The organism is Neisseria sp. HMSC056A03, assembly GCF_001815685.1.
Classification (GTDB): Bacteria; Pseudomonadota; Gammaproteobacteria; order Burkholderiales; family Neisseriaceae; genus Neisseria; species Neisseria subflava.
The window spans coordinates 1-25,813 of record NZ_KV821670.1; the positions used below are offsets into that span (position 1 = coordinate 1).

Below are 25,813 nucleotides of genomic sequence, written 5' to 3' on the forward strand. Positions count from 1 at the left end.
GAAAGCTGAAGAAGCCAAGAAAGCTGAAGAGGCCAAGAAAGCTGAGGAAGCTAAGAAAGCTGAAGAGGTCAAGAAAGCTGAGGAAGCTAAGAAAGCTGAGGAAGCTAAGAAAGCCAATGAGGCCAATTCAGGTCAAGGTTTTGGCGGCGAAGGCAAAGTAATGGGCAAGGCTTTGGATGGCGGTGTCTTGGTAGCGAAAAAACGTGAAACCGGCGATTTGGAATATGCCAAAACCGAAGCTCCGACTGCCTCGGATAAAAACAGCGTCGTACTTGATGGTGTCGCCATTAATACCAAAGACGTTAAAGCAGGTGAGTTCACGTTGGGCGAAAAAAGTATGAACGGCGGTAAAGCTGATGCAGCACAATATGCGATACACAGCGGCGACCTGTTGCCTGACGTTCGTTACGGCGGTGTTGCCGATGTCAGCGATCTGCGTGATGTGAAACAGGCGTTGTTTGTCCAAGGCACACCATCAGGCAGTGATACCGTTGCAGCCCAAAGAGGGGATGCAACCTATAAAGGCATCGGCCTGCATTTCCAAAACGGACTGCCGATCAATACAAGAGATCTGCAAGAAATTTTTGAAACCGGTTCGCAAGCCAAGCTGGCCAATCTGTATCCTGCCGCCAAAGCAACCGATGTTACCGCAAAAGTCAATTTCGACCAAAAAACCATCAATGTCAGCATCAACCGCTATTCCGATCAAACGGTTGGCGGTGGTAGTGGTGGCAACAGGATTGCAGGTGTCGTCAAATCCAATGCGCGCGATATGGCGGAAAATCTGTCTTTCAATGGCGATTTGCACGGCAACACCTTCTCCAACAAGCAAGGTACGATGCAAGGCGGATTCTTTGGCGCGAAGGCAGACCAACTTGCCGGTACATATAGTGCGGCAGGCAAAAACCAACGTGATGAAGACGTAGTGGCGCGCGGTGTGTTTGGTGCAAAACGCCAAGATGCGGCAGATCAAGCAGGTGGACAGCCTGATGCGCCGGTTGCCAAACCTGATGCGCCCGTAACCAAACCTACAGTTGATGCCGCCGCAACCGAATTGAAAAAAGGTGAAACAGGCGAGCAATACGTCTTATCGAATATCGCGGACTTGACCAAAGTCATTATCAACGGTACGGCAATCGCTTTGGCACCTGTTACCAACAAGCTCCATCAAACTGAATTGGGTTCGGACTACAAATCGTTTGTTGCTTCAGGCAATTTGAGCAATGTTGTCTTCGGTGCGGCAAAACTTGCCGATAATGCCTACTCCTTGTTTGTTCAGGGGGTAATGAGTACCTCTCTACCGTCCGGTACGGCTAAATACGCAGGCGAGGTGTTGAATTTCCGTGCCCGCAACTTGGATGATAAGGAAAACTGGGTGGATGCCGGCAACACCTACCGTACCACCGGTTCGTTTACCGCAGATGTCAACTTCGATACCAAGACTATCGCAGGTAAAATCAATAGTGGTGACAGATGGTTCATGAATGAACGAGCCTTTACCGCAGGTATTACAGGTAGCAGCTTTAATGGTAAATGGACTTCAGATGCACAAGGCTCTGTAACCGGCGGATTCTACGGTGACAAAGCTGCCGAAATGGCTGGGCGATACAGTTATCATGACAAAGAAGATAAAAGTAACAATGCCTTCGGTGTATTCGGCGGTAAAAAACAATAACCGTCTGTTTAAGCTGAAAACAACCGCCTGAAAAGGCGGTTTGTTTTTGAGTGGGTAGGATTTTCAGACGACCTTTTACGGTAACAACAATCTAGAGAGCAATTTACCCGCTAAAAGGTCGTCTGAAAACCTTGAATCTTATTTTCAGATAATCTGAGACCTTTGCAAAATTCCCCAAAATCCCCTAAATGTCTTGGTAGGAATTTAGGGGATTTTGGGGAATTTTGCAAAGGTCTCAAATAGAGAAAGCATCCGCCGCCGTCATTGACGCCACCATTATTCAAACTGCCGGCAGCAAACAGCGTCAGGCTATAGAAGTCGATGAAGAAGGACAAGTCAGCGGCCAAACCACACCGAGCAAAGATGAAGATGCCCGTTGGACAAAGAAAAACGGCCTCTACAAACTCGGTTACAAACAACATACCCGTACCGATGAAGAAGGCTATATCGGGAAATTGCACATCACTCCCGCCAATACCCATGAGTGCAACCACCTGTCCCCTTTGTTGGAGGGTATTGCCGAAGGCACGACCGTCTATGCCGACAAAGGCTACGACAGTAAGGAAAATCGGCAACATCTGAAAAAGCGTCAGTTGCAGGACGGCATTATGCGCAAAGCCCACCGCAACCGTCCGCTGACGGAAGCGCAAACCAAACGTAACCGGTATTTATCGAAAACCCGTTATGTAGTCGAACAAAGCTTCGGTACGCTGCACCGTAAATTCCGCTATGCCCGGGCAGCCTATTTCGGGCTGATTAAAGTGAGTGCGCAAAGCCATCTGAAGGCGATGTGTTTAAACCTGTTGAAGGCCGCCAACAGGCTAAGTGCGCCTGTAGTTGCCTAAAAGGCGGCCAGATGCCTGATTAATCAGGTATCCAAGGGGGATTAAGGGGGTATTTGAGTAGAATCAGTGGATATTTGAAACAAAAACAGCCGAAAATCTTTGTTTAGGTTTCGGCTGTCGGGGAAAAAGGAATTTTGCAAAGGTCTCAGGCCGTCTGAAAAATGATGTTCAGACGGCCTTTTGTTTCATTTGCTTTGAGAATCAATCAAGCAAGATTATTTTTCAGCTTCTTCAAAACCGACGACTTCGAGGCCGAAGCCGGTGAGGCCGGTGAAGGATGACGGCTGGCCGAGGACGCGCAGTTTTTTGACGTTGAGGCCGGCGAGGATTTGTGCGCCTATGCCGTAGCTTTTGCTGTCCCATTTGTAGGCTTGGTTTGCGCCTTTGGGCAGGGTGCGGTCGAGTAGGGTGGCGCCGTCTTCGGTACGGTGCAAGAGGATGACTACGCCGCTTTCGGCTTGTTGGATGCGCTCAAGGGCTTTGGGCAATGACCATGAATGGCGCGGGTTGGCTTGGATGAAGTCCATTACGCTGAAGGGTTCGTGGACGCGGACAAGGGTTTCTTCGTCGGCGGTTGGTGTGCCTTTGACGAGGGCGAGGTGGGTTTCGCCGGAGAGTTTGTCGACGTAAACGTGTTGTTGGAACTCGCCCCACGGGGTTTGTACGGGTGCGTTACCCATGTCTTCGAGTAGGCTTTCGGTACGGCTGCGGTATTCGATGAGGTCGGTAATGGTGCCGATTTTGAGATTGTGTTCTTCGGCGAATTTCATCAGTTCGGGCATGCGCGCCATGGTGCCGTCGTCGTTGATGATTTCGCAGATGACGGCGGCGGGAATCAGGCCGTTCATTTGTGCCAGGTCAACGCCGGCTTCTGTGTGTCCTGCGCGGACGAGTACGCCGCCTTTTTGGGCACGCAGTGGGAAGATGTGGCCGGGTTGGACGATGTCTTCTGGTTTAGCGGATGGGGAAACGGCGGTTTGAATAGTCAGGGCGCGATCGGCGGCGGAAATGCCGGTGGTAATGCCGTGGGCGGCTTCGATGGAGACGGTAAAGTTGGTGCCGTATTGCGCGCCGTTTTTCTGGGTCATCATGGGCAGGCCGAGTTTTTCGACCATTTCACCGTCCATCGGCAGGCAGACCAGGCCGCGTGCGTGTTTAATCATGAAGTTGATGGCTTCAGGGGTAACGAATTGGGCGGCCATCAGCAAGTCGCCTTCGTTTTCGCGGTCTTCGGCATCGGTGATGATGACCATTTTGCCTGCTTTGATGTCTGCTAGGATTTCGGGGATGGTGGAGATGTGGGACATGGTATTTCTTTCTTGGCTGGTGGTGGGGGCGTGGCGGTCTTGGTGGTCTTGATCCAGCCACATGTCAGGCATATTGGCTGCCTGCTCGATTTTTCGGGCTTTTTTCTCGCCGAAAGATTTGTTTTTCAGCAGGGCGGACAGCTCGCCTTGGTTGATGGCGATGGCTTGGGCAAACTTGGTCTGCTGGCCGTTGTGGTGTTGTGTTATCCATTGCCGCAGGTTGTGGCGGCGCAGGTCGGTGGTATTCATGATGAGATGAAATTGAATTGTGTGTAATGGATTGTAGTCTTGTCTTTACCAAAAGGCAAACTTTGTTTGTTGAGATTTTTTATTACTTTTTGGTAATAAGTTTTAATGTTTCTGACGGCCTGGGTAGGGCTTGAAATTGACGGTTTTGGGAGAATATGGGGAATCTTTTGATGATTATTTTAACGGGGGATGTTTGAAATGAAAATGCTTGGGCGCGGATTGGTCGTGCTGGTGTTGTGTGCGCTGACGGCTGCGGGCGGCTGGTTTTATGCCCTGTATGGTCAGAACGAAGAACATCAGGTTTTGTCCCGTGAGGGGGTTTTGATGCAGATTAAGCAGATGAACCGCTTGGAAAGTACGGCATTTTATATCGATACGATTATCCGTACGGAGAAAAAAGGGGATTGGCGCAGGCTGTGGCAGGATTCGCAAAGCGGTATTTTTATTGTGCGCGGTAAGGTGTTGGCCGGTTTGGATTTGGACAAGTTGGGCGCGGACAATGTCAATATTGTGGACGATAAGGTAATTATCAGTCTGCCGGCGGTGGAAATCTTGAGCGTGGATTTGGAAAATATCGAAGTGTACGATATTCAGACCGGCTCGTTTAATTTGCTGCCTATGGATAAGTCTGTATTTAAGACGGTACAGGAAGAGGCGAAACGGCAGGTATTGCGAAGCACGTGTAAGGCTGAGATTTTGGAACATGCCAACCGTCAGGCGCAAACACAGTTGGAAAACCTGTTTGCATTGACGCAGACGAAGGTGTCCGTCTATCCGGCTGCGGTAGGGAAGTGCGGTTAAATAGATTGCTTGAAAAGATGAGGCCGTCTGAAAAATTTTCAGACGGCCGTTGTTTCATCAAGCCATTATCCGCGTCGTAAAACGGCGGTATTGATGTATTTTTGAATACCGGTGGCAATGGCTTGGGCGCATTGTTGTCGGAAGGACTCGCTACCGAGCAGCCGCTCTTCGGTAGGGTTGGAGAGGAAGGCGGTTTCCACCAAAATGGACGGAACATCCGGCGCGCGGAGGACGGCAAAGTTGGCTTCGTCAACGCGGCCTTTGTGCAGTTGGTTGAGTTTGCCTAATTCGGTCAAGACGGAATGGCCGAGCTTGCGGCTGTCGCGCAGGGTCGCGGTTTGGGTCATGTCCAAAATGGCGTTGTCGACATTGGGGTTGCCGCTGGTTTGTACGCCGCCGATGGCGTCGGCGTTGTTTTGGGTTTGGGCAAGGAATTTTGCCGCCGAGCTGGTAGCGCCTTTGGTATTGAGCATATATACGCCGGTACCGCGAGCGGACGGGCTGGTAAAGGCATCGGCGTGGATGGAGACGAATACGTCTGCATTGCGTGCACGGCCTTTGGCAACGCGTACGCCCAATGGGATAAAGATGTCTTCGTTGCGCGTCATGAATACGTTGTAACCCAAGGCTTCGAGGCGTTTTTTGGTTTCGCGGGCGATGGAGAGTACGACGTTTTTTTCTTTGAGGCCGCTCGGGCCGATTGCGCCAGGGTCTTCGCCGCCATGACCGGGGTCGATCATAATCACAGGACGGCGGTTGCCGCCGCTGCCGCGATTGCTTTTAGGGGCAGGGGTGTCGTATGCGATATTGGTATTCGGACGTTGTTTGGGGATATTGCCGTTGAGCAAGGCCATCATCGGGTCGTTGGCATCTGCGCCGTGCGGATAGAGGTCGATAACCAAGCGGTTTTTGAAGTTGCCGACGGGTGCGAGTGCAAAGACTTGAGGATGAGTGCTTTGTTTGAGGTCGATAACGATACGCACGGTGTTGGGCGTATTTTGACCGGCGCGAATGCTGCGGATAAAAGGGTCATTAGACAGTACTTTGCTGGAAATGCCTTGCAGGACGCTGTTGATTTCCGCTCCTTGAATATCCACGACCAACCGGCTGGGGTTGTCCAACATAAAATGTTGGTATTTCATTGAGTGGTTGCTCTCAAGGGTGACGCGTGTGTAGGCGTGCGCCGGCCAAATGCGGACGGCAAGGAATTGCGCAGGAGAGGCCGGTTTAGCTAATGCGGCACCAACGGGCGTGAGGGTGAGAAATAGTCCTGTGCCTTGACGGAGAATGTATCTTCTAGTTAATTTGACCATAATTCTAAACTTTTTCGGCCTTGGTTTGTGTGGGCGGAAAAGGTGCAGGTTCTGCCCTTATCGGTGTACGTCAATGTAATGGTAATGTCTGCCGGAGGCGTGAATTCCCCGCCTTGCTGCGGCCATTCGATGAGGCAGATGCTGTCGGGCGCAAACAATTCGTCCAAACCGGCATCTTCCCATTCCTCGGGCATGGTAAAGCGGTAGAGGTCGAAATGGTGGAGGGTGAATGTATCCAGCGGATAAGATTCGACAATGGTGTAAGTCGGGCTTTTGACTGCGCCCGTATGTCCCAGTCCGCGCAAAATCCCACGTGTCAGCGTGGTTTTGCCTGCACCCAGCCCGCCTTCAAGGTAGATGGTCAGCGGAGCGGCAAGCTGCTTGCTCCATTCTTCACCCAGTTTCAGGGTTGCTTCTTCATCGGGCAGAAAACGGGTGTACAGTCCGTTTGAGTGCATGGAATAGGCCTTGTCGTTCGAAAGGCTTAATTATGATGGAATTGGCGGCGTTTGCAAACCTGATAGACGATAAAGTTAGATAAAGATAGTGTTGAGGCCGTCTGAAAACGGAATTCAGACGGCCTTTAATGTTAAAATGAAAATATCCCTCACAAAATTGCGAGACAGCTTATGCCTTTATCCATAGACGAACAATTATTGCCGCACCGCAATGCCATCGACAGCATCGATGCGGAAATCCTCCGTTTGCTCAACGAGCGCGCCGGTCATGCGCATGCTATCGGCGAATTGAAAGGGACAGGCGCGGTGTACCGTCCTGAACGGGAAGTCGTCGTTTTGCGCCGGATTCAGGATTTGAACCGCGGCCCTTTGCCGGATGAATCGGTCACCCGGCTGTTTCGTGAGATTATGAGCGAATGTTTGGCAGTGGAGCGTCCGTTGACGATTGCCTATTTGGGCCCGAAGGGAACATTTACCCAGCAAGCCGCCATCAAACATTTCGGCCACGCCGCACACACCATGGCGTGTACCACCATCGACAACTGCTTCAAACAAGTTGAAACGCGTCAAGCCGATTATTTGGTGGCGCCGGTAGAAAATTCGACCGAGGGCTCGGTGGGGCGAACTTTGGACTTGCTGGCTGTAACCGCTTTGAAAGCTTGCGGCGAAGTGGTTGTCCGCATCCATCACAACCTGCTGCGTAAAGACAGCCACGAAATCGGCGGCATTACCAAAGTTTTCGCCCATGCCCAAGCCTTGGCGCAATGCAATGACTGGCTCGGCCGCAACCTGCCCAATGCCGAGCGTATCGCCGTAGCCAGCAATGCCGAAGCAGCGCGTTTGGTTGCCGAATCTGACAGCCCGAATGTGGCCGCCGTTGCTGGACGTATCGCCGCGGAAATTTATCAGTTGAGCTTTGCCGCCGAGTGTATCGAAGACGAACCAAACAACACCACGCGCTTCTTGGTGATGGGCCATCAAGAAACCGGCCGCAGCGGCAATGATAAAACCTCTTTGGTCGTATCCGCGCCCAACCGTGCCGGTGCCGTTACTTCTTTGTTGCAACCTTTCACCGAGTTGGGTATTTCCATGACCAAATTTGAAAGCCGCCCAAGCAAATCGGTTTTGTGGGAATACCTGTTCTTCATCGATATCGAAGGCCATCAAAGCGATGAAAATGTCCAAAAAGCCTTGCAGCTTTTGGGCGAACGCGCTTCCTTCGTGAAAGTTGTCGGCTCTTATCCGACCGTTGTTTTGTAAGGATTATTGGGTATAAAAGGCCGTCTGAAAATATTCAGACGGCCTTTTATCGTTTTATCGATTAGCGTTCGCTTAACGCTTGTTTCATACGCGTAATTGGTTTGATCAGGTATTGGAAGATGGTTTTTTCACCAGTTTTGATGTCCACCGTTGCAACCATGCCCGGAATAATCGGCATAGGTTTGCCGTTTTTGTCTTTCAGGGAGTTGTTTTCAGTTTGGACGAGAACACGGTAATAGACTTGGTTCGGGTCAAGTTTCAAGTCGTTGGCACGGTTTTGCATGGAGTTGCTGACGGTATCGGCGCCGACGAGGGTAACTTTACCTTCTAAACCGCCGTAGATGGAGTAGTCATAGGCACTGACTTTAACCAATGCAGGTTGGCCTGCGCGGATAAAGGCGATGTCTTGCGGACGGATATAGGCTTCGACCAGCAGTTTGTCGTCAACGGGGATGATTTGCATGATGTCTTCGCCTGCATTCACAACGCCGCCGATGGTGGTGACTTTTATGCCTTTGACGATGCCGCGCATAGGCGCACGGATTTGCGAGCGTTCAACCGGATCGGCACGCATGGCAACGTTTTCTTTGGATTGCGCCAGCTCGGATTCGGCTTGCAAGAGTTCGTTGTTGGCATCGGCTTTGTAGCGGTTGCGGCGTTCGGAGATTTGGGTAGCCAAGTCTGCGGAATCGCGGCGCATTCTTAAAAGTTCGACTTCGGAAACCACGCCTTCGGCAACCATCGGTGCGGTAATGGCGATTTCGCGGTCAAGCGCGGCCTTGCTTTGGGAGAGGCCGCTGACGGCATCGGTCATGGCTTGACGGCGTGCTTTGTAGGCGGCAATTTCGCGACGGCGAAGCTCAGGGCCCACGCTGTCAGGGAAGGAAAGCTTGATGCCGTAGGCTTCGGCTTTAAGACGGGCAATAGTGGCTTCGAGGTTTTCGACTTTGGCTTCGCTTTCTCGTAAAACGGCAGAGCTGCGCGTGTCGTCGAGTTTCATCAGAATCTGATCTTTCTCGACCATGTCGCCTTCTTTAACCATGATTTCGGTTACGATGCCGGGGTCGAGGCTTTGGATTACTTGCTCACGGCTGCTGGGAATGATATTGCCGTTGCCGCGGGTCACTTCTTCGACAGGGCTGTTGTATGCCCAGACGACGAAGACAATCAGGAAAAGGAAGAATAGGATGATGACCCAAAATTGGCCGCTGTGTTTTTCTTTTTGAAGGGCGGCATTGAGGTCGTTGATGAGGTGTAGGTCTTTGGATTTGACGTTGTTTTCGCGGCTCATAATCGTGTATCTTTATTGTGTTTGGTGGATTTTAACCATTAGGGCAGGCCGTCTGAAAGGGTAAGTAGGTTTCAGACGGCCTTTTGCTTTATTGTGCTGCCGATTGAGGGGCGGCGGCAGCTTGTTTTTGCTGCTGTTTGACTGCAGCAGCTTGTTGCTGTTGTTTGACGTTGGCTGCTTTGGCCTGTTCGTTTTGCATGAGTTTTTGCAATACCAGATCACGCGGGCCGTCCATCACGACTTTGCCATTGTCCATCACAATGATTCGGTTGACGATTTGCAGCACTTGCGGACGGTGGGTCACCAAAAGCATGGTGCGGTTGCGGCCCCATTGGGCAATGGCATTGAGCGCCATACGCTCAGTGGCTTGATCCAGGCTGGTGGTCGGCTCGTCCAGCAAGACGACTCTCGGGTTGCGCAAGGTCATGCGCGCCAGGGCGATGATTTGTTTTTGACCGCCGGATAAGCCCAAACCGTCTTCACCCAAAGGCATATCCAAACCACGCGGATGGTTGCGGATGATTTTGTCGAGGCCGAAACGGTTGAGCGCAGTCAGTAAGTCTTGGTCGGTAGAGTAGCTGCCGGTACGTGCCAAGTCCATGTTTTCACGCAATGTGCCGAGGAACAGGCGTGGCGATTGGCTCAGCAGCAGGACTTGATCGCGCAGGAAGTTGGGGTCAAGCTGGCGCATATCGACTCCGTCAAGGGTAACGTTGCCTTTTTCAGTGTCGTACAGACCGCTGGCCAGTTTGAGCATGGTGCTTTTACCGCTGCCGATGCGGCCCAAAATACCGACTTTTTCGCCCGGTTTGATGGTCAGGCGCAAATCTTCGACGGCGCTGTTGTTGTCGGCTTGATATTTGAACGATACGTTTTCAAAGGTAATACTGCCTTGGACGTTGTCCAAAGTAATGTATTTTCGTTCCGGATTGCGCTCGATAGGGCGGGTAACGATGTCGTTTACGCCTTTGAGGGCAAGTTTGGCTTGTTGGAAGCGGGTCGCCAGACCGGCGATTTGTGCCAATGGCGCCAAGGCGCGGCCGGACAGAATCACGGAGGCAATCAATGCACCCATGGTGATGCGTTCTGCATGGTTGTCGGCATGAATCAGATAGGTACCGACGACGACCAAAAAGACAGTATTGAGCTGTTGCATGGCAACGGCAAAGTTGACCATGAAGTTGCTGGTGTCTTTGACTTTGATGGAAGAAGCGGAAGTTTTGGCGGTGTATTCGTCCCAACGTTGTTGCGCCCAAGATGTGGCGTTGTTGGTTTTCAGGGTTTCGATGCCTTCGATGGCTTCAACGGCAAGGCCGGAACGTTGCGAACCTTCTTTCATCGATTCGTTGATGTGGCGAGAGAGCGGGCGTTGTACGACAAAACCGACAATCACGACAATCGGAATGATGGTCAAGGGAACGAGTGCCAGTTTGCCGCCGACCATGGAAATCACGAAGATAAACAGCAACAGGAAAGGCAAGTCGACAATAGTCAACAAGCTGGCACTGGTCATGAACTCGCGCACGGCTTCAAATTCGCGCAGGTTGCTGGCGTATGAACCGGAAGAAGCTGGACGGTCTGCCAGACGCAATGCCATCACGCGGCGGAACAGGGCGGAGCTGATGATCAAATCGGCTTTTTTACCGGCAATATCGGTCAAGTGGCCGCGAATCATCTTGGCGGCAAATTCAAACAAAATCGCCAAGACCACGCCGATGCTCAATACCCACAAGGTTTCATAGGCCTGGTTGGGAATCACACGGTCGTACACGTTCATCACATACAGGGAGCTGACGAGCGCAAGAAAGTTGATGATAATGGTAGCCAAGATGACTTGGTAGTAGTAGCTGCGGAAACGCCAAATGACTTTCCAAAACCATGCTTTGGGCAGATGGTATTCAGGCAACTCCGAGCGCATATCGGTCGCCATTTTGGGTTTGATAAACCAGCAGTAGCCCAAATACAGGCCGGAGAGCTGCTCATGGCTGAGTTCCTGTTCCAAACCGTCAACCTGGCGGATATGGTATTTGCGCTCTTGGCCGGAACCTTCGATTTGGGTGATGACCGCAGCCTCTTCGTTGTGCAGGATAATCATGGCAGGCACGGCAAGCGAGGGGATGTCTTCCAGATTGCGTTTGGATAAGGTATTTTCAAAGCCGTGGCTGCGCAGGACTTCGACCAGTGAGTGATAGTTGACTTTGAGCTTTTTGTCGCGTACGACTTCGGCGGATAAAGCGGCTTCGGATACGGGCGCACCCAAAAGGCGGGTCACTAAAACGATGTGTTCAATGATGGCTTTCATATTTTTTCGCGTAATGTTTTTGGTTTAACCGGCGGATATGGCTTTATTTTTGTGCCAAACCGACCCAAGCGGAGATTTTGGCCTGGGTATTTAAATAGTCGAGCGCCGCATCGCGGAAATCGTTGCGGGCGGCAACGTAATCCTGCTCGATGGAGGATAACTCGCTGTATGCGCTCAAAACGTCAGTCAGCGTACGTCGGGCGATTTTAAACTGCAATTCGTACACTTTGATGACTTCTTTTTGGGCGGCGATGTGTTGCGCCGTCAGCACGGTACGCTGTTCGCTTTCCTGCATATCGATGGCGGATGTTTTAACGCGTTCGTTCATGTCGCGCAGGATTTGTTCGGACTTGGCTTCTGCGGCGATCAATGATTTGGCATTGCGTTCTACATTGTGTCTTGCGGCAATATCCAACACATTCCATGCAACGTTTAAATAAAGCTGTCTGGTGTTACGCGTTGCACTGCCTTCCAAATTGAGGGCAGGCAGGCGTTCGGCTTTGGAAGCGTCCAAATCGGCACGGACGCTGTCGCGTTCGGCCAATTGCGCCTGATAGGACGGATTGTTGTTGCGGTTGGGGTTGTTGAAGCGTTCGCTGATGGATTTCGCCGTGTCGTTTTTAAACGGATCTTCCAAGTCGTTGGCAGTCAGCTGGCGCGAGGTATAGCGGGACAGGCGGCTCAGTGCCAAATCCATGGTGCGGCGTTGTTGGGCGATAATGTTTGCCACTTGCAGTTGGCGCGCGCGCGCTTCAATCAGCTCGGAACGGCGGCCGGCATCATATTTGACGATGGTGTCCAAGTCTTTTAAGAGGTTGTTGTGGCGCGCCAAAGTCTGTTCGTTGAGGACTAGGGTTTCTTTTGCACGCAATGCGCTCAGATAGAGGCGGCCGATATCGCTGCCCAGCTGCTCTTGGCTTTCGGTGTATTTGTGTTGATAGTATTCTTCGCGGCTGCGGTCGCGGCGGACGGCGGCTTCAATCGCTCCCCATGAGTAGATGTTTACGCTGCCACGCACGCCAACACCGTCTTTCATATCGTTGCTGGAATATTTATTGTGTTGCGCCAGCACTTTCGTGCCGGTCAGGGTCACGACAGGATAATGACGCGCACGCGTGGCTTTGGTCGTGCTTTGCGCTGCTTCTTGAGTGGCTTTGGCTTCACGCACAATCGGGTCGCTGACTAAAGCGTCCCTGAGGATGTCTTGCAGGCTGTATGCAGAGGCCGTCTGAAACGGCAACAGACAGCAGGCAACGGCAACGGCCGATGACAAGAAACGGGGCTTTGTGGGGGAAGAATAACTATGCGACATGATTTTTAACCAAATGATTTATATATTATCGTTGTCCGTATCGGGTATCGCCTGAGGCATGACCGGGCGAATTTTGAACGAGAACGCATACATTTACAAAGCATAAAGCATTTTTTCCAGCTTTTCACAATATTCTGATAAAAGGTCGAGATACATGCCTTAAAGTATATTATTGCAGAGCGCGACTATCGTATTTAATGATTTTAATGTAAAAAATCTATCAAAAAGGCCGTCTGAAAGGATTTCAGACAGCCTTTTTCAATTTTAATCCTTGCGTTGCAATACAGTGGCAAAAAAGCCGTCGGTTTGGTGTTCTCCGGAGTTGAGGCGCAGGTATTTTCCGGTATCCAAATCAATCTTCAGGCTTTGCAGCAGTTCGGCGCAGTTGACGAGTTCAAATTCGGGGTGTTCGGACAGGAAACGTTCGACTTGCAACTCATTTTCTTCCGGCAATACGCTGCAAGTGGCGTACACCAAACGGCCTTGCGGTTTCACTAATTTTGAGGCGGCATCGAGGATGCTGTGTTGCTGTTCTAAAAGGTTGGCCACGGTCTCGGCGGATTGGCGGTATTTGAGGTCGGGATTGCGGCGTAAAGTACCCAAACCGGAGCAAGGGGCGTCCACCAACACACGGTCTGCTTTACCTGCCAGTCGGGCGATGCGGGTGTCGTGTTCGCTGCTGATGCGTTCGGGGTGGATGTTGGTCAGTCCGGCGCGGGTCATGCGCGGTTTGAGGTTGGCAAGGCGTTTTTCGGCAATGTCGAAGGCGTAGATTCTGCCTTTGTTGGCCATTTGTGCGCCGACAGCCAAGGTTTTACCGCCGGCTCCGGCACAGAAATCGACAATGATTTCGCCACGTTTTGCGCCCACCAATAAGGCGAGCAGCTGGCTGCCTTCGTCTTGGACTTCCAGCGTGCCGTCCAAAAACAGCTCATGTTTGTTAAGCGCGATTTTGTTTTTCAGGCGGATGCCCCAAGGCGAATAAGGCGTGGCCTCTGCATCGGCACTTTCGGCTTGCAACAGAGGCAGCACTTTATCGCGTTTGCCTTTCAAAGTATTGACGCGGATGTCGAGCGGGGCAGGTTGGTTGATGCTGCGGCCGAAGGCGAGGATTTCTTCTTCGCTCCAATGCTGTTGCAGTTGTTCCACCAGCCATTGCGGCAATTCTGCGGCGGTATTCAGGCCGTCTGAAAACTCGGTTTTACGGGCTTTCAAATTGCCGAGGAACTCTGTTTCTTCTTCATCAAGCAGGTCTTTGATTTGGCTGATGTTGGTGCTTCTGCCGAGAACCAGTGCGGCAAGTGCGGCTTTGCGCGGTTGCGCGTGCGGACGGCGCAGGGCAGTGCTGATTTTTTGATAGTGGCGCAGTGCGGCAAAGGCTGTTTCGGCGATTTCGTGGCGGTCTTGGCGGCCGAGCTTTTTGTGTTCGCGGAAATAGGCGGAGAGGACGGCATCGGAAGGCTGTTTGAAAGTCAGCATTTCAGCCAAAACTTTGGCGGTATGGTCGAGTTGTGCGGCGTTCATAATGTAATGGGTTCTCTTAAAGTTGGTAAATAGTTTCAGACGGCCTTCATGATGCGTTCGATTTCGTGCCAAAAGCCGTCCGGCCGTAATTCCAAAACGGCAATCAAGCCTTGGTCGATACGGCGGATTTCGGTTTCGTTCAATGTTTCGGTTTCGGCGACACGAGCAGGCGCGAGGTAGGCCATACGGTCGAGCAAATGGTAGCGTGCTTCTTGGCGTTCAAACCCGTATTCCGCCCAATCTTGAATATAGATGCCGCGCCAACCGTATGGATTAAGCGGCGGCTCAAAAGCATGGAAACCTTGTGGGAAAAATCCGATGCCGCGCACGATGGAAGCAGGAAGCGGATTCTCCGGCAGGCCTTGTGCGGCTAAGGTCGCTTTGCCTTGCGGCGTATGCAGCAGTTTAGATTGCTGTACCAGTTTGGCGGCTTTGTCTGTCAGCGTGTCTTTAGGATTAAGGCCGCGCAGGTTTTGCACTTGGTCTCCGCCGTAGTATTTACACGCCAGCTCGATATGGTAGGGCTTTTGATTAAGCGAAACGACAAAATCCGCGGCGCCTAAAGTTTGGCCGTCTGAAAAAACGGGCAGGTTGTATGCGTGCAGCTTAGCATGTGGGGCGTTGGCAAACCAAAAAGCCAGCAGCTCTTCGGCATAAATGCCGAGACGGTGGCCGAACGAGGCGCGTTGGGCAAGGTGATCCATCAGCGGCGCGGGATCGGCGTCCAATGCCAAAAGGTAGCGGAAACCGAGTTCCCCCAATAGTTCGCGCACGCTCAATTCGCAACCGCTTTGCCACAAAGGCGGCGCAGTCAGCAGCGAGGCGAGGTCGCGGACGGGTTGGCTGGTGAGTTTCCACCATAATGCGTCTAGGGCGTAATTCATGCTTATCCGAATATCAGTCATGCCGTCTGAAAAACCTGTAACGTTTTCAGACGGCCTTAAATCAGTCTTTTTTATGGATACGGTGGCTGACGGTATTGAAAAAACCGCGCAGGATATCGATGTCTTCGGTTTGCGTATTGGCACGTCCGAACAGGCTCTGCATACGGCGCATCAGGCGCTCACCGTTGCGGCGGTTGAAAAAGCCGATGTCGTTCATCACGCTTTCCATGTGGGCGACCATGCCTTTGATTTGCTCGTGGGTCGCGGCGTGGTCTTCCTGTTGAAGATGGGTCATGGGCGAATCGGTTTGGCTGAAGATTTCATAACACACGACCTGCACGGCTTGGGCAAGGTTGAGCGAGAAATAGTCGGGATTGCCGTTGATGGTCATCAGTCGGTTGCAGGCTTGGACTTCTTCAATGCTCAAGCCGAAAGTTTCGTTGCCGAAAACCAGTGCCACTTTCTCGCCACGGTTGGCAGCCTGTAGTAATTCGGGCACCAAGTCGCGCGGTGTTTGCAGCGGTGCAGTAATTTCGCGGCGGCGGCTGGTCAGGGCGCAGGCGATGGTGGTGTCGGCAAGGGCTTCGTCCAAAGAAGCGGCAATGGTGGCATTTTCCAAAACGTCCGCCGCGCCGGAAGCGAGGATGAAACTTTCTTCCGGTAATTTAAACGATTGCGGATGCTCCGGATCGAATACGGGCGAATTTTCCGTCATCGGCGTTGCCATCAGATTGGGGGCGACGATGGTCAGTTTGTGCAGGCCCATTGTTTTCATGGCGCGCGCGGCAGAACCGATATTGGCGGGATGGCTGGTGCGCGTGAGGATGATGCGGATGTTGTCCAGATAAACGGGCAGGGCAGGTTTTTCGGAAGTCATGTTTTGTTTTCTGTTTGTACGGGAATCAGGTATAATACGCCATCTTTTTGTTTTCAGACGGCCTTTTTCCATGCCGTCTGAAATGTTCTTTAACAGCATCGGAAACGATTAACAGCTTCTTGTGTGCCTTGTTCGGCGCATTAGGGCGTATTTTACCTGAATTAGGAAGAAAACCATGAATCCGTTTTTAAATACCGCTTTCAAAGCCGCCCGTAAAGCAGGGCAAATGATGATTCGCGCCGCCGGCAATCTGGATGCCGTCAAAGTAGACAGCAAAGCATTCAACGACTTCGTTTCCGATGTTGACCGCAGCTCCGAAATGATTTTGGTGGAAGCGCTTAAAGAAGCCTATCCGCATCACAAAATCACTTGCGAAGAAGGCGGCTCCCACGGTAAAGCCACCGCCGAGTACGAATGGATTATCGACCCGCTCGACGGCACAACCAATTTCCTCCACGGCCATCCTCAATACGCTATCTCTATGGCACTCCTGCACAAAGGCGTGTTGCAAGAAGCTTTGGTATACGCACCTGAGCGCAACGACGTATACATGGCTTCCCGCGGCAAAGGCGCGTTGCTCAATGACCGCCGCATCCGCGTTTCCAACCGCATCGAATTGAACCGCTGCCTGATCGGCACCGGCTTCCCTGTTGTCGATCAAAGCATGATGGACAAGTATCTGGCGATTTTGAAAGATTTCTTGGCAAAAACCGCCGGCGGCCGTCGTGAAGGCGCGGCTTCTTTGGATTTGTGTGCCGTTGCGGTCGGCCGTTTGGACGGTTTCTTCGAGTTCAACCTCAAGCCTTGGGATATTGCCGCCGGTGCATTGATTGTCCAAGAAGCAGGCGGCATCGTTACCGATATGTCCGGTGATGAAGGTTGGCTGGAAAGCGGCGACATCGTTGCGGCTAATCCTAAAGTATTGGCGCAAATGCTGAAAATTATTTCTGATCACCAATAAGCGTTTGTAGGGAACGGTCTGTATTTATCGTGGCAGGTCATGTTCTCAATAATCGGTAAAAGGCCGTCTGAAACCTGAAATTGGGCTTCAGACGGCCTTTTGTTTTGTTGTTAACGAATTCGGATAAAAGCTGAAAATATGGCTTTTAAAGGAAGCGTTTTTTAATTTTGTCTGTATTTTCTATTGCTTCGCAGTTATGATGTAGATACGTTTGGCTGAAATAATGCCGTATGCAATCATAAAAATAGAAAGCAGAGGAGAATAATGAAACGAGATTTTGAAGCAGTAAAACGCATTGTCATTAAGATTGGAACCAGTTCTTTGGTGTTGCCAAACGGCAAAATCAATTTGGCAAAAATCGACCAACTGGCCTTTGTCATTTCCAGCTTGGTCAGTAAGGGCAAAGAAATTGTGCTGGTGTCTTCCGGTGCAATGGGTTTTGGGCTGAATGTCCTCAACATGGAAAAACGTCCGGCGGAAATGGCGCAGCAGCAGGCTGTTTCCAGCGTCGGCCAAGTGGCTATGATGAGCCTTTATTCGCAGATTTTTTCCCATTATCGGATGACGGTATCGCAAATCCTGCTGACGCGTGATGTGGTCGAATATCCGGAAAGTTTGGCAAACGTTACCAATGCTTTTGAATCCCTGCTTTCCATCGGCGTTATCCCCATTGTCAATGAGAACGATGCGGTCAGCGTGGACGAGATGGACCATGCGACCAAATTTGGCGATAACGACCGTTTGTCGGCAGTTGTGGCGAAAATCGTTAAAGCCGATTTGCTGATTATGTTGTCCGATATTGACGGTTTGTTTGATAAAAATCCGGCTGTTCACGCCGATGCCAAGCTACGCAGCCATGTGGCCGATATTACCGAAGAAATTATTGCTTCTGCCGGCGGCTCGAGCAGTAAGTTTGGTACGGGCGGCATGCTCAGTAAGATTAAGAGCGCGCAGATGATGTTTGAACATCACGGCCAGATGGTGTTGATGAACAGTGCCAATCCGCGCGATATCCTTCAGGTTTTAGATGGCGCGCCTATCGGAACGTGGTTTGCACAAGAGAAATAGGGAGGTCTGATGAGCTATATCGAACAGTTGGGCAAGAATGCTCAAAAAGCCAGTAAAACGTTAATCAGCTTGGGAAGCGTAGAAAAAAACAATCTGCTGCGTCAGGTTGCGGCAGCATTGGTTGAACAGGCTGAGATGATTTTGGCAGAAAATGCCCGCGATTTGGCCGCTGCAAAAGAAAACGGTATTTCGGACATTATGCTCGACAGGCTGCGCTTGAATCACGAACGCATCAAAGGCATTGCGGAAGGTGTTGGGCAGGTTGCCGATTTGCAGGACCCGATTGGGAAGGTTGTCCGCGGCTATACCAATTTGGACGGTTTGAAGATTGTTCAAAAACGCGTGCCTTTGGGTGTGGTCGCCATGATTTTTGAAAGCCGCCCGAATGTTTCGGTCGATGCGTTTTCTCTGGCCTTTAAAACCGGCAATGCCATTATTTTGCGCGGCGGTCGCGATGCCATCCATTCCAACACCGCATTGATTGCCGTCATCAGGCAGACTTTGGTAAAAGCGGGAATGGATGCCGATGTGGTGCAGCTGATTGAAGATACCAGTCATGCCGCCGCCGAGGAATTGATGCAGGCAGTCGATTATATTGATGTACTGATTCCGCGCGGCGGCGCGCGCTTGATTCAGACGGTGAAAGAGAAATCGAAAGTTCCCGTCATTGAAACCGGGGTCGGTAATTGCCATATTTATGTGGATGACAGTGCCGATTTGGAGATGGCGGTCGATATCGTCGTGAATGCCAAAACGCAACGTCCGAGCGTGTGCAATGCCGCTGAATCTTTGGTTGTTCATGAAAAGATAGCAGAAGCGTTTTTGCCCAAACTGGAAGAAGCCGTTGCCAAAGTGCATCCGGTCGAATTTAGAGCCGATCAGGAAGCATTGCGTATGTTTAAAAATGCTGTTTTGGCAACCGAGGAAGATTACAGTACCGAGTTTCTTGACTATATTATGTCGGTCAAGACAGTGAAATCGGTGGAAGAAGCCGTCGATTGGATTAACGACCACACGACGCATCACTCGGAAGCGATTGTGACCCAAAGCATTGCCCATGCCGAGTTTTTCCAAGAAAGCATTGATGCGGCGGCGGTTTATGTCAATGCGTCCACTCGGTTTACCGACGGCTTTGTTTTCGGATTGGGCGCGGAAATCGGTATTTCCACCCAAAAAATGCACGCCCGCGGCCCGATGGGCTTGGAAGCGCTGACTTCGACCAAATTCTATATCAACGGCAACGGTCAGATCCGACGTTGAGAAAGGCCCCCTCAACTCCATCAATTTGCGTATAATGGCGGGAAATTTGATTTTCCCCGAACAACCGATTTAGTAAAAGGAACACACATGTCCTCTATCCACGATCAAATCAAAGAAGTCGTAACCACCCACCGCGTCGTATTGTTCATGAAAGGTACGAAGCAGTTCCCACAATGCGGCTTCTCTTCCCGTGCCGTACAAATCCTGAATGCGGCAGGTTGCACCGACTATGTGACTGTCAACGTATTGGAAAACGATGCCGTACGCCAAGGCATTAAAGAATACAGCGACTGGCCGACCATTCCTCAACTGTACGTTAACGGCGAATTTGTCGGCGGTTCTGACATTTTGATGGAAATGTACGAGGCCGGCGAATTGCAAGAATTGCTGAAAGCTTAATCATCTACAATATTCCGTAATGTAAAATTGTTGACAAAGGCCGTCTGAAACCCTGATTCAGACGGCCTTTCGCACGAAACATACCCTTTCCGCCATTCGTGAAAAAAAGTATAATTCACTCCGTCAACGAAACTCGGAAATACAGAAAATGAACGTTACCGTCATCAATCATCCCCTCGTCCGCCACAAACTGACTTTGATGCGCGAGGCAGAATGCAGCACTTATAAATTCCGTACGCTCACTACCGAGCTGGCACGCCTGATGGCATATGAAGCCAGCCGCGACTTTGAAACCGAAAAATACATCATCGACGGTTGGTGTGGCTCTATCGAAGGCGACCGTATCAAAGGCAAAACCTTGACCGTTGTCCCTATTTTGCGTGCCGGTTTGGGTATGCTCGACGGCGTACTCGACCTGATTCCTACCGCTAAAATCAGCGTTGTCGGCTTGCAGCGCGATGAAGAAACGCTGAAACCTGTTTCTTACTTTGAGAAATTCGTTGACAGCATGGACGAACGTCCCGCACTGATTATCGACCCAATGTTGGCGACCGGCGGCTCTATGGTTGCGACCATCGACTTGCTGAAAGCCAAAGGTTGCAGCAATATCAAAGCATTGGTATTGGTTGCCGCTCCGGAAGGCGTGAAAGCCGTCAATGACGCGCATCCTGATGTAACCATCTACACTGCCGCGCTCGACAGCCACTTGAACGAACACGGCTACATCATCCCAGGCTTGGGTGATGCCGGCGATAAGATTTTCGGTACACGTTAATTGAAATGTTTAAGGCCGTCTGAAAAGTGTCAAACATCAACTTTCAGACGGCCTTGTTATATGGTTTACTTTAAAACCCACATCAGAAAGGACAATCATGAGCTTCCAAGATAATCTGGCCACCATGCCTGCCATCGACCATTTGAGCGGCTTGGATATTCTCGATAAAGAGGGCAATGTGGTTCATCACATTCCCAATGCGCCCGGCAAACAAGGCTCGCTTAAGCTTTATCATGCTTTGGCGCAAGAGTTTGACGGCAAGCTGGACGCAGTGGCGGCAGAACGCGGCCTGGCATGGTTTGCCGAACATGTTGCTGATGCCGAAGCCAATCCTGGCAAACATCCGAATATTGATTTGCTGTTTAAAGTGAAAGCTGAAAATATCAGCCTGACTTTGAAACCATTGGCTGCTTAATGAATACAAAAAAAGGCCGTCTGAAAACAATTTCCAGACGGCCTTTTTATATGCTTAAAGCCTTAAGCGATAGAGGCTTCAACGAATGCAGTCAGTTGACCTTTAGCCAATGCGCCGACTTTGGTTGCAACGTTTTCACCGTTTTTGAACACCATCAGGGTAGGGATGCCGCGAACGCCGAATTTGGCAGGAGTGGCTTCATTGTCGTCGATGTTGATTTTAACGACTTTCAGACGGCCTTGGAATTCGGAGGCGATGTCGTCCAAGATTGGGGCAATCATTTTGCAAGGGCCGCACCATGGTGCCCAGAAGTCCAGCAATACAGGTACGTCGGATTTCAAAACGTCTTGTTCGAAGCTGGCATCGCTGGCGTGGATAATCAATTCGCTGCTCATGTTATTTCCTTTCAAATCGGGATTAATAAAGATGTTGTTCAGAATAGTGGCAGACAGGGAAAATTTCAAGTGCCGCCACCCGGCAATAGTTTTTTTGAAATGCGTCTATCGTAATCCTTAAAGATTCAGACGGCCTCTTGAACCATGTGGCCGGAGTGTGCAATCAAATGGCACGTATAGTCGCTGCTTGGATTGGCAAACACATTTTCGCATTCGCCTTCTTCAACGATTTTGCCGTCTTTCAACACCATCACGCGGTGGGAAATGGCGCGGATAACCGCGAGGTCGTGGCTGATGATGATGAAGGCGAGGCCGTATTCTTTTTGCAGGTTGCTGAGTAATTCAAGGATTTGTTGTTGCCATTGGACATCAAGCGCGCTGGTTGGTTCGTCCAATACGAGGATTTTTGGGCGGACAATGATGGCGCGGGCGATGGCGAGGCGTTGGCGCTGGCCGCCGGAGAATGCGTGCGGATAGCGTTCGAGTGCATCTTCGGGTAGGCCGACTTGTTTGAGGACTTCTTCGACGCGGCGGCGCATTTCTTCGCGCGGCATACTTGGCTCGTGAACGCGCAAGGCTTCGGAAACGGTATCAAAGACGTTCATGCGCGGATTGAATGCGCCGAACGGGTCTTGGAACACCATTTGGATTTCGCGTCTCAATTCGCGTTTCCATGGCTCGCCGTTGATGTTCAGGCTACCTTCGGAATCGATAAGGTGCATAACGGCTTTTGCCAGCGTGGTTTTGCCGCAACCACTTTCGCCGATGATGCCCAATGTCTCCCCCGATTTGAGATCGAAAGAAATGGGGTTGAGAATGGTTTTGTCGCGTTTCTTAAACCAGCCGTCTGATTCTTTGATGGAGAAGGCGATTTGTTCGGCCTTAAGGACGGTGGCAGGGTTTTCAGGCAAAGGAGCCACGCGTCGCGTTGTGCCGGCGTTGAGCAACATTTTGGTGTATTCGTGCTGCGGATTGGCAAAGACTTCGGCTGCTTTGCCGGTTTCGAGGATACGGCCGTTACGCATAACGGCGACATCGTCGGCAAAACGGCGCACAAGGTTCAAGTCGTGCGTAATGTAGAGCATGGTCATGCCGTGTTCTTCCTGCAGGCGTGAGAGCAGGTCGAGGATTTGGGCTTGAACGGCAACGTCCAAAGCGGTGGTTGGTTCGTCGGCAATCAGAAGCTTGGGCTGGGCTGATACGGCCATGGCAATCATGGCGCGTTGGCGTTGGCCGCCGGAAAGTTGGAAAGGGTAGGCCTGGGCTTTTTGCTCGGGCTGGTGGATGCCGGTTTCGTCCAGGAGTTCGATAGCGCGCGCCCATGCCTGTTTTTTATCCAAACCCAAATGCAGGGACAGGACTTCGGCGATTTGTTCGCCGACACGCATGACGGGGTTAAGGGCGGTCATGGGTTCTTGAAACACCATGCCGATTTCGCGGCCGCGCAGTTTTTGCAGGGCGCGTTCGGGCTGGGTCAGCAGATCGGTTCCGCAATATTTCAGACTGCCTTCAAAGGTAACCATCGGATTGAGGCGCATAATGCCTTGCGACAATACGGTTTTGCCGCTGCCACTCTCGCCGACCAATGCCAGTTTGCGGCCGGGTTGCAAGGTCAGGTTGATATCGTGCAGGACTTGCTTGCTCGGAAAGGAGCCGTTTAGGTTTTCGATTTCGAGTATAGGTGTCGTCATGGTCGTGGCCGTCTGAAAAGTTTGTTGATGACAGGTTTTCAGACGGCCTGCATGAATCAAGGGACCGTCTGAAACAGCGGTTTAGTCTTGAAACTGTTCTTTGAGTTTGCGTTTTAACACTTTGCCGGTGGCATTGCGCGGCAGCTCGTCTTGGAAGATGACTTGTTTGGGGATTTTAAAGTTTGCCAACAGGCCGCGCAGGTGGCTGCGGACTTCGGCTTCTTCCAGCTTCATGCCTTCTTTGAGTTGGATAAAGGCAATGATTTCTTCATCGGCGTATTGGTCTTTCACGCCGATTACGGCGGCGGCTTCCACAGCTTCGAGTTTGTAAATGGCTTCTTCGATTTCGCGTGGATAGACGTTTTGGCCTTTGGAGATAATCAGGTCTTTTTTGCGGTCGACGATGAAGATGAAGCCGTCTTCGTCTATGGTGACGAAGTCGCCGGTTTTCAGCCAACCGTTGACAATGGTTTCATCTGTGGCGTCAGGCATATTGAGGTAGCCTTGCATCACCGAGCCGCCTTTGATGATGAGTTCGCCCACTTCGCCGCGCGGCACTTCGATCAATTCGTCATCGACGGCTTTCACGGTCAAGCCGGGCAGGGCGACGCCGACGCTGGCGGTTTTTTGGCGTTCGGGCGTATTGACGGCCACAACGGGCGAGCATTCGCTCAAGCCGTAGCCTTCCAGCAATTTGGCGCGCGGGAATTTGGCTTTAAAGTCGTCAATGGTTTGTCCGGCCAGAGGCGCGCCGCCGCTGATAAACAGGCGGACGCGGTTGAACCATCTGAAATACCAAGGGATTTTGGCTTTGCTCATGGCAGTGTAAATAGCTGGTACGCCGAGGAAAATGGTGGCGCGTTTAAGCAAAACCTGTTTCAACACATTGGAGAACGGGAAAACGGATTTGACCAAAATAATCGAGCAGGCTTGATATATCGGCAGTAAAACCATGGCGGTCAGCGTAAAGCTGTGGAACATGGGCAAGAAGACGACAAAGCGGTCTTTTTGCGAAATTTGGAAAATTTGTTCTATACCCGAAAGGTTGAAAAACAGGTTGCTGTAACTGATTAATGCGCCTTTGGGGTGGCCGGTTGTGCCGGAGGTGTAGATAATGTGCGCCAAATCGTTGGCTGACGGCTGACGGCTCAGATTCGGCTTGCCGGGGAATGTACGCGCGGCATCGAAATAGCTGTCATCGCCACTGGCGGCGTTGGTTTCACCAATCCAGATGATTTTATTGATTTTGGTTTTGGCTTTGATGTTTTTGAGTTCTTTGGCCAACGGCGCGGAGGCGAACATAAAGCGTGCGCCGCAGTCATTAAGGATGTAGGAAAATTCTTCGCTTTTCAAAAAGACGTTGAGTGGGACGGCTACCGCGCCGATGGAAGTAATGGCGAAATAGGCGGCAATAAATTCGGGAGAGTTGGAAACGACAAGGGCGACCCTGTCGCCATATTGTACGCCTTCGTGTTGCAAATAGGCGGCGACGGTTTCTACTTCGCGTTTGAGGGAGGAATAGCTGATTTTTTCTTTGTCGTTGAAAATGACCGTGCCTTTACCGTTTTTTTGGCAGGCTGCAGTCAGCATAGCGTAAAAATTAGGGTGGGTGTGCATTTCGGAGTTTGTGTCCATATTGTGTCGATTGATGTACGGTTTCGATGAACCGTTTATTTCGAAGGATAGGTTTTACATCCTATCGGTAAAATAAGCAAGAGGCCGTCTGAAAATACTTTCAGACGGCCTTGAGCTTTGCTGGGCTTAGGAAAGCAATATTTTGAATTTAAAATTATTTATTGTGTTGATGGGAATATTCCCATTCTTCAAAAGTCTGGCCGTTCGGAAGATAGTACAAGCTGATTTTGTTTTCGTTTCTGTCTCGGATCATTTCGAGTTTACCGCTGTGTTTGAGGCAGAGCCCGGCTGACGGTTAGGCAGAGCCAATGTTAGAGGCTCTAGACCTAGCCGTTGTTCAGACGGCCATCGGGTACTTTCTTAAACAGGCGATAGAAATTGTCGCTGGTGTTTTGTGCTAATGTTTCCAAGCTCTCGCCGCGCAGATTGGCTAAGAACTCGGCCGTATAGCGGACGTAGGAAGGCTCGTTTTGTTTGCCGCGTTTGGGAACTGGCGCGAGGAAAGGCGCATCGGTTTCTACCAAGATTCTATCAGCAGGGACGTATTTGGCGGCTTCCTGTATCAGCGGCGCGTTTTTAAACGTCACAATGCCGGAGAAGGAGATATACATGCCCAAATCCAAAGCGGCTTTGGCAAAGGCGACGTCTTCAGAGAAGCAGTGAATCACGCCGGAGTTGGTGTGGCATTCTTTTAAAATCCGCAACGTGTCTTCGGCTGCATCGCGCGTGTGGACGATAACGGGCAGGTCGCTTTCGTTGGCGGCTTGGATATGGTCGGCAAAGCGTTGATGTTGCCATGACAAATCGCCTTTGCACCAGTAATAGTCCAAGCCGGTTTCGCCAATACCGACGATTTTCGGATGTTTGGCCGCTTCTACCATTTCGGCAATGGTAAATTCTTCCGCTTCTTGGCTGTCGGGATGTATGCCGATGGTGCAGTAGATGTGGTCGTTTGCCTGAGCAATGTCGAAGACTTCGGCAAAACTTTGTTTACTGACGCTGATGGCAAGCGCCTGCTTGACGCTTTGCGCTTCCATATTGGCAAAGACTTCGGGCAGGCGGTCTTTTAAGCCGTCAAAGTTGAGATGGCAATGTGAATCGATTAAATACATGGTA

At 51.1% G+C, this 25,813-nt stretch carries 22 protein-coding genes and 1 pseudogene; 10 read left to right on the plus strand and 13 right to left on the minus strand.

Annotated features, from left to right (window positions below; translation table 11 throughout):
- Both HMPREF3052_RS10795 and HMPREF3052_RS10800 read left to right on the plus strand, forming a co-directional pair.
- Positions 1–1,675 (plus strand): transferrin-binding protein-like solute binding protein (locus HMPREF3052_RS10795; RefSeq protein ID WP_070749813.1); only part of this gene is annotated, 1,675 nt, incomplete at its 5' end.
- A 228-nt stretch (positions 1,676–1,903) separates the two neighbouring features.
- Positions 1,904–2,520 (plus strand): annotated as a pseudogene (locus tag HMPREF3052_RS10800) (IS5 family transposase); the annotation flags it as partial.
- 215 nt (positions 2,521–2,735) lie between these two features.
- Here HMPREF3052_RS10800 and ribBA read toward each other — a convergent pair.
- Positions 2,736–4,079, minus strand: coding sequence for a bifunctional 3,4-dihydroxy-2-butanone-4-phosphate synthase/GTP cyclohydrolase II (ribBA, locus tag HMPREF3052_RS10805; RefSeq protein WP_191620638.1), 1,344 nt, complete (start codon positions 4,077–4,079; stop codon positions 2,736–2,738).
- Between the two features lie 186 nt (positions 4,080–4,265).
- Between ribBA and HMPREF3052_RS10810 the strand changes: the two genes are divergently transcribed.
- On the plus strand, positions 4,266–4,877 hold the full coding sequence (locus HMPREF3052_RS10810) for a DUF4230 domain-containing protein (protein WP_083318835.1): 612 nt from the start codon (positions 4,266–4,268) through the stop codon (positions 4,875–4,877).
- Between the two features lie 65 nt (positions 4,878–4,942).
- Here the strand turns inward: HMPREF3052_RS10810 and HMPREF3052_RS10815 are convergent, their stop codons facing one another.
- On the minus strand, positions 4,943–6,190 hold the full coding sequence (locus HMPREF3052_RS10815; protein WP_070749815.1) for an N-acetylmuramoyl-L-alanine amidase: 1,248 nt from the start codon (positions 6,188–6,190) through the stop codon (positions 4,943–4,945).
- Complete coding sequence (gene tsaE, locus HMPREF3052_RS10820; protein ID WP_070749816.1) at positions 6,178–6,648, minus strand: tRNA (adenosine(37)-N6)-threonylcarbamoyltransferase complex ATPase subunit type 1 TsaE; 471 nt, start codon at positions 6,646–6,648, stop codon at positions 6,178–6,180. The genes HMPREF3052_RS10815 and tsaE overlap by 13 nt, the downstream gene beginning before the upstream one ends.
- 171 nt (positions 6,649–6,819) lie before the next feature.
- On the opposite strand from tsaE, the gene pheA reads away from it, so the two are divergent.
- Positions 6,820–7,908, plus strand: coding sequence for a prephenate dehydratase (gene pheA, locus HMPREF3052_RS10825; protein WP_070749817.1), 1,089 nt, complete (start codon positions 6,820–6,822; stop codon positions 7,906–7,908).
- A gap of 61 nt (positions 7,909–7,969) precedes the next feature.
- Here the strand turns inward: pheA and HMPREF3052_RS10830 are convergent, their stop codons facing one another.
- From HMPREF3052_RS10830 to HMPREF3052_RS10855, 6 genes are all read right to left on the minus strand, one after another.
- Positions 7,970–9,199: an HlyD family type I secretion periplasmic adaptor subunit gene (locus tag HMPREF3052_RS10830; RefSeq protein WP_049329225.1), complete on the minus strand. Its 1,230-nt coding sequence runs from the start codon at positions 9,197–9,199 to the stop codon at positions 7,970–7,972.
- Positions 9,200–9,287: 88 nt separating this feature from the next.
- The gene (locus HMPREF3052_RS10835) at positions 9,288–11,501 is read right to left on the minus strand and encodes a type I secretion system permease/ATPase (RefSeq protein WP_070749818.1); all 2,214 of its coding nucleotides are present in this window, start codon (positions 11,499–11,501) and stop codon (positions 9,288–9,290) included.
- A gap of 43 nt (positions 11,502–11,544) precedes the next feature.
- Complete coding sequence (locus HMPREF3052_RS10840; RefSeq protein WP_070749819.1) at positions 11,545–12,774, minus strand: TolC family protein; 1,230 nt, start codon at positions 12,772–12,774, stop codon at positions 11,545–11,547.
- A 303-nt stretch (positions 12,775–13,077) separates the two neighbouring features.
- On the minus strand, positions 13,078–14,337 hold the full coding sequence (locus HMPREF3052_RS10845; protein ID WP_070749820.1) for an RsmB/NOP family class I SAM-dependent RNA methyltransferase: 1,260 nt from the start codon (positions 14,335–14,337) through the stop codon (positions 13,078–13,080).
- Between the two features lie 35 nt (positions 14,338–14,372).
- Positions 14,373–15,242, minus strand: coding sequence for a DUF1853 family protein (locus tag HMPREF3052_RS10850; protein ID WP_070749821.1), 870 nt, complete (start codon positions 15,240–15,242; stop codon positions 14,373–14,375).
- A 40-nt stretch (positions 15,243–15,282) separates the two neighbouring features.
- Complete coding sequence (locus tag HMPREF3052_RS10855) at positions 15,283–16,098, minus strand: RNA methyltransferase (protein WP_070749870.1); 816 nt, start codon at positions 16,096–16,098, stop codon at positions 15,283–15,285.
- Between the two features lie 175 nt (positions 16,099–16,273).
- Between HMPREF3052_RS10855 and HMPREF3052_RS10860 the strand changes: the two genes are divergently transcribed.
- From HMPREF3052_RS10860 to HMPREF3052_RS10885, 6 genes are all read left to right on the plus strand, one after another.
- The gene (locus tag HMPREF3052_RS10860) at positions 16,274–17,059 is read left to right on the plus strand and encodes an inositol monophosphatase family protein (protein ID WP_070749822.1); all 786 of its coding nucleotides are present in this window, start codon (positions 16,274–16,276) and stop codon (positions 17,057–17,059) included.
- Between the two features lie 264 nt (positions 17,060–17,323).
- The gene (gene proB / locus HMPREF3052_RS10865; protein ID WP_070749823.1) at positions 17,324–18,127 is read left to right on the plus strand and encodes a glutamate 5-kinase; all 804 of its coding nucleotides are present in this window, start codon (positions 17,324–17,326) and stop codon (positions 18,125–18,127) included.
- A gap of 9 nt (positions 18,128–18,136) precedes the next feature.
- Positions 18,137–19,387: a glutamate-5-semialdehyde dehydrogenase gene (locus tag HMPREF3052_RS10870; RefSeq protein WP_070749824.1), complete on the plus strand. Its 1,251-nt coding sequence runs from the start codon at positions 18,137–18,139 to the stop codon at positions 19,385–19,387.
- Between the two features lie 87 nt (positions 19,388–19,474).
- The gene (gene grxD / locus HMPREF3052_RS10875) at positions 19,475–19,786 is read left to right on the plus strand and encodes a Grx4 family monothiol glutaredoxin (protein WP_003681608.1); all 312 of its coding nucleotides are present in this window, start codon (positions 19,475–19,477) and stop codon (positions 19,784–19,786) included.
- Positions 19,787–19,934: 148 nt separating this feature from the next.
- Positions 19,935–20,561, plus strand: a complete 627-nt coding sequence (upp, locus tag HMPREF3052_RS10880) for a uracil phosphoribosyltransferase (RefSeq protein WP_070749825.1) — start codon at positions 19,935–19,937, stop codon at positions 20,559–20,561.
- A gap of 97 nt (positions 20,562–20,658) precedes the next feature.
- Positions 20,659–20,976, plus strand: a complete 318-nt coding sequence (locus HMPREF3052_RS10885) for a DUF2322 family protein (RefSeq protein WP_070749826.1) — start codon at positions 20,659–20,661, stop codon at positions 20,974–20,976.
- A gap of 62 nt (positions 20,977–21,038) precedes the next feature.
- Here HMPREF3052_RS10885 and trxA read toward each other — a convergent pair whose 3' ends face one another.
- From trxA to HMPREF3052_RS10905, 4 genes are all read right to left on the minus strand, one after another.
- Positions 21,039–21,371, minus strand: coding sequence for a thioredoxin TrxA (gene trxA / locus HMPREF3052_RS10890; protein ID WP_003681479.1), 333 nt, complete (start codon positions 21,369–21,371; stop codon positions 21,039–21,041).
- A 125-nt stretch (positions 21,372–21,496) separates the two neighbouring features.
- Positions 21,497–23,062, minus strand: coding sequence for an ABC transporter ATP-binding protein (locus HMPREF3052_RS10895; protein ID WP_070749827.1), 1,566 nt, complete (start codon positions 23,060–23,062; stop codon positions 21,497–21,499).
- Between the two features lie 81 nt (positions 23,063–23,143).
- The gene (locus tag HMPREF3052_RS10900) at positions 23,144–24,697 is read right to left on the minus strand and encodes a fatty acid--CoA ligase (RefSeq protein ID WP_070749828.1); all 1,554 of its coding nucleotides are present in this window, start codon (positions 24,695–24,697) and stop codon (positions 23,144–23,146) included.
- A 326-nt stretch (positions 24,698–25,023) separates the two neighbouring features.
- Positions 25,024–25,809, minus strand: a complete 786-nt coding sequence (locus HMPREF3052_RS10905; protein ID WP_070749829.1) for a TatD family hydrolase — start codon at positions 25,807–25,809, stop codon at positions 25,024–25,026.
- Positions 25,810–25,813 lie beyond the last annotated feature (4 nt).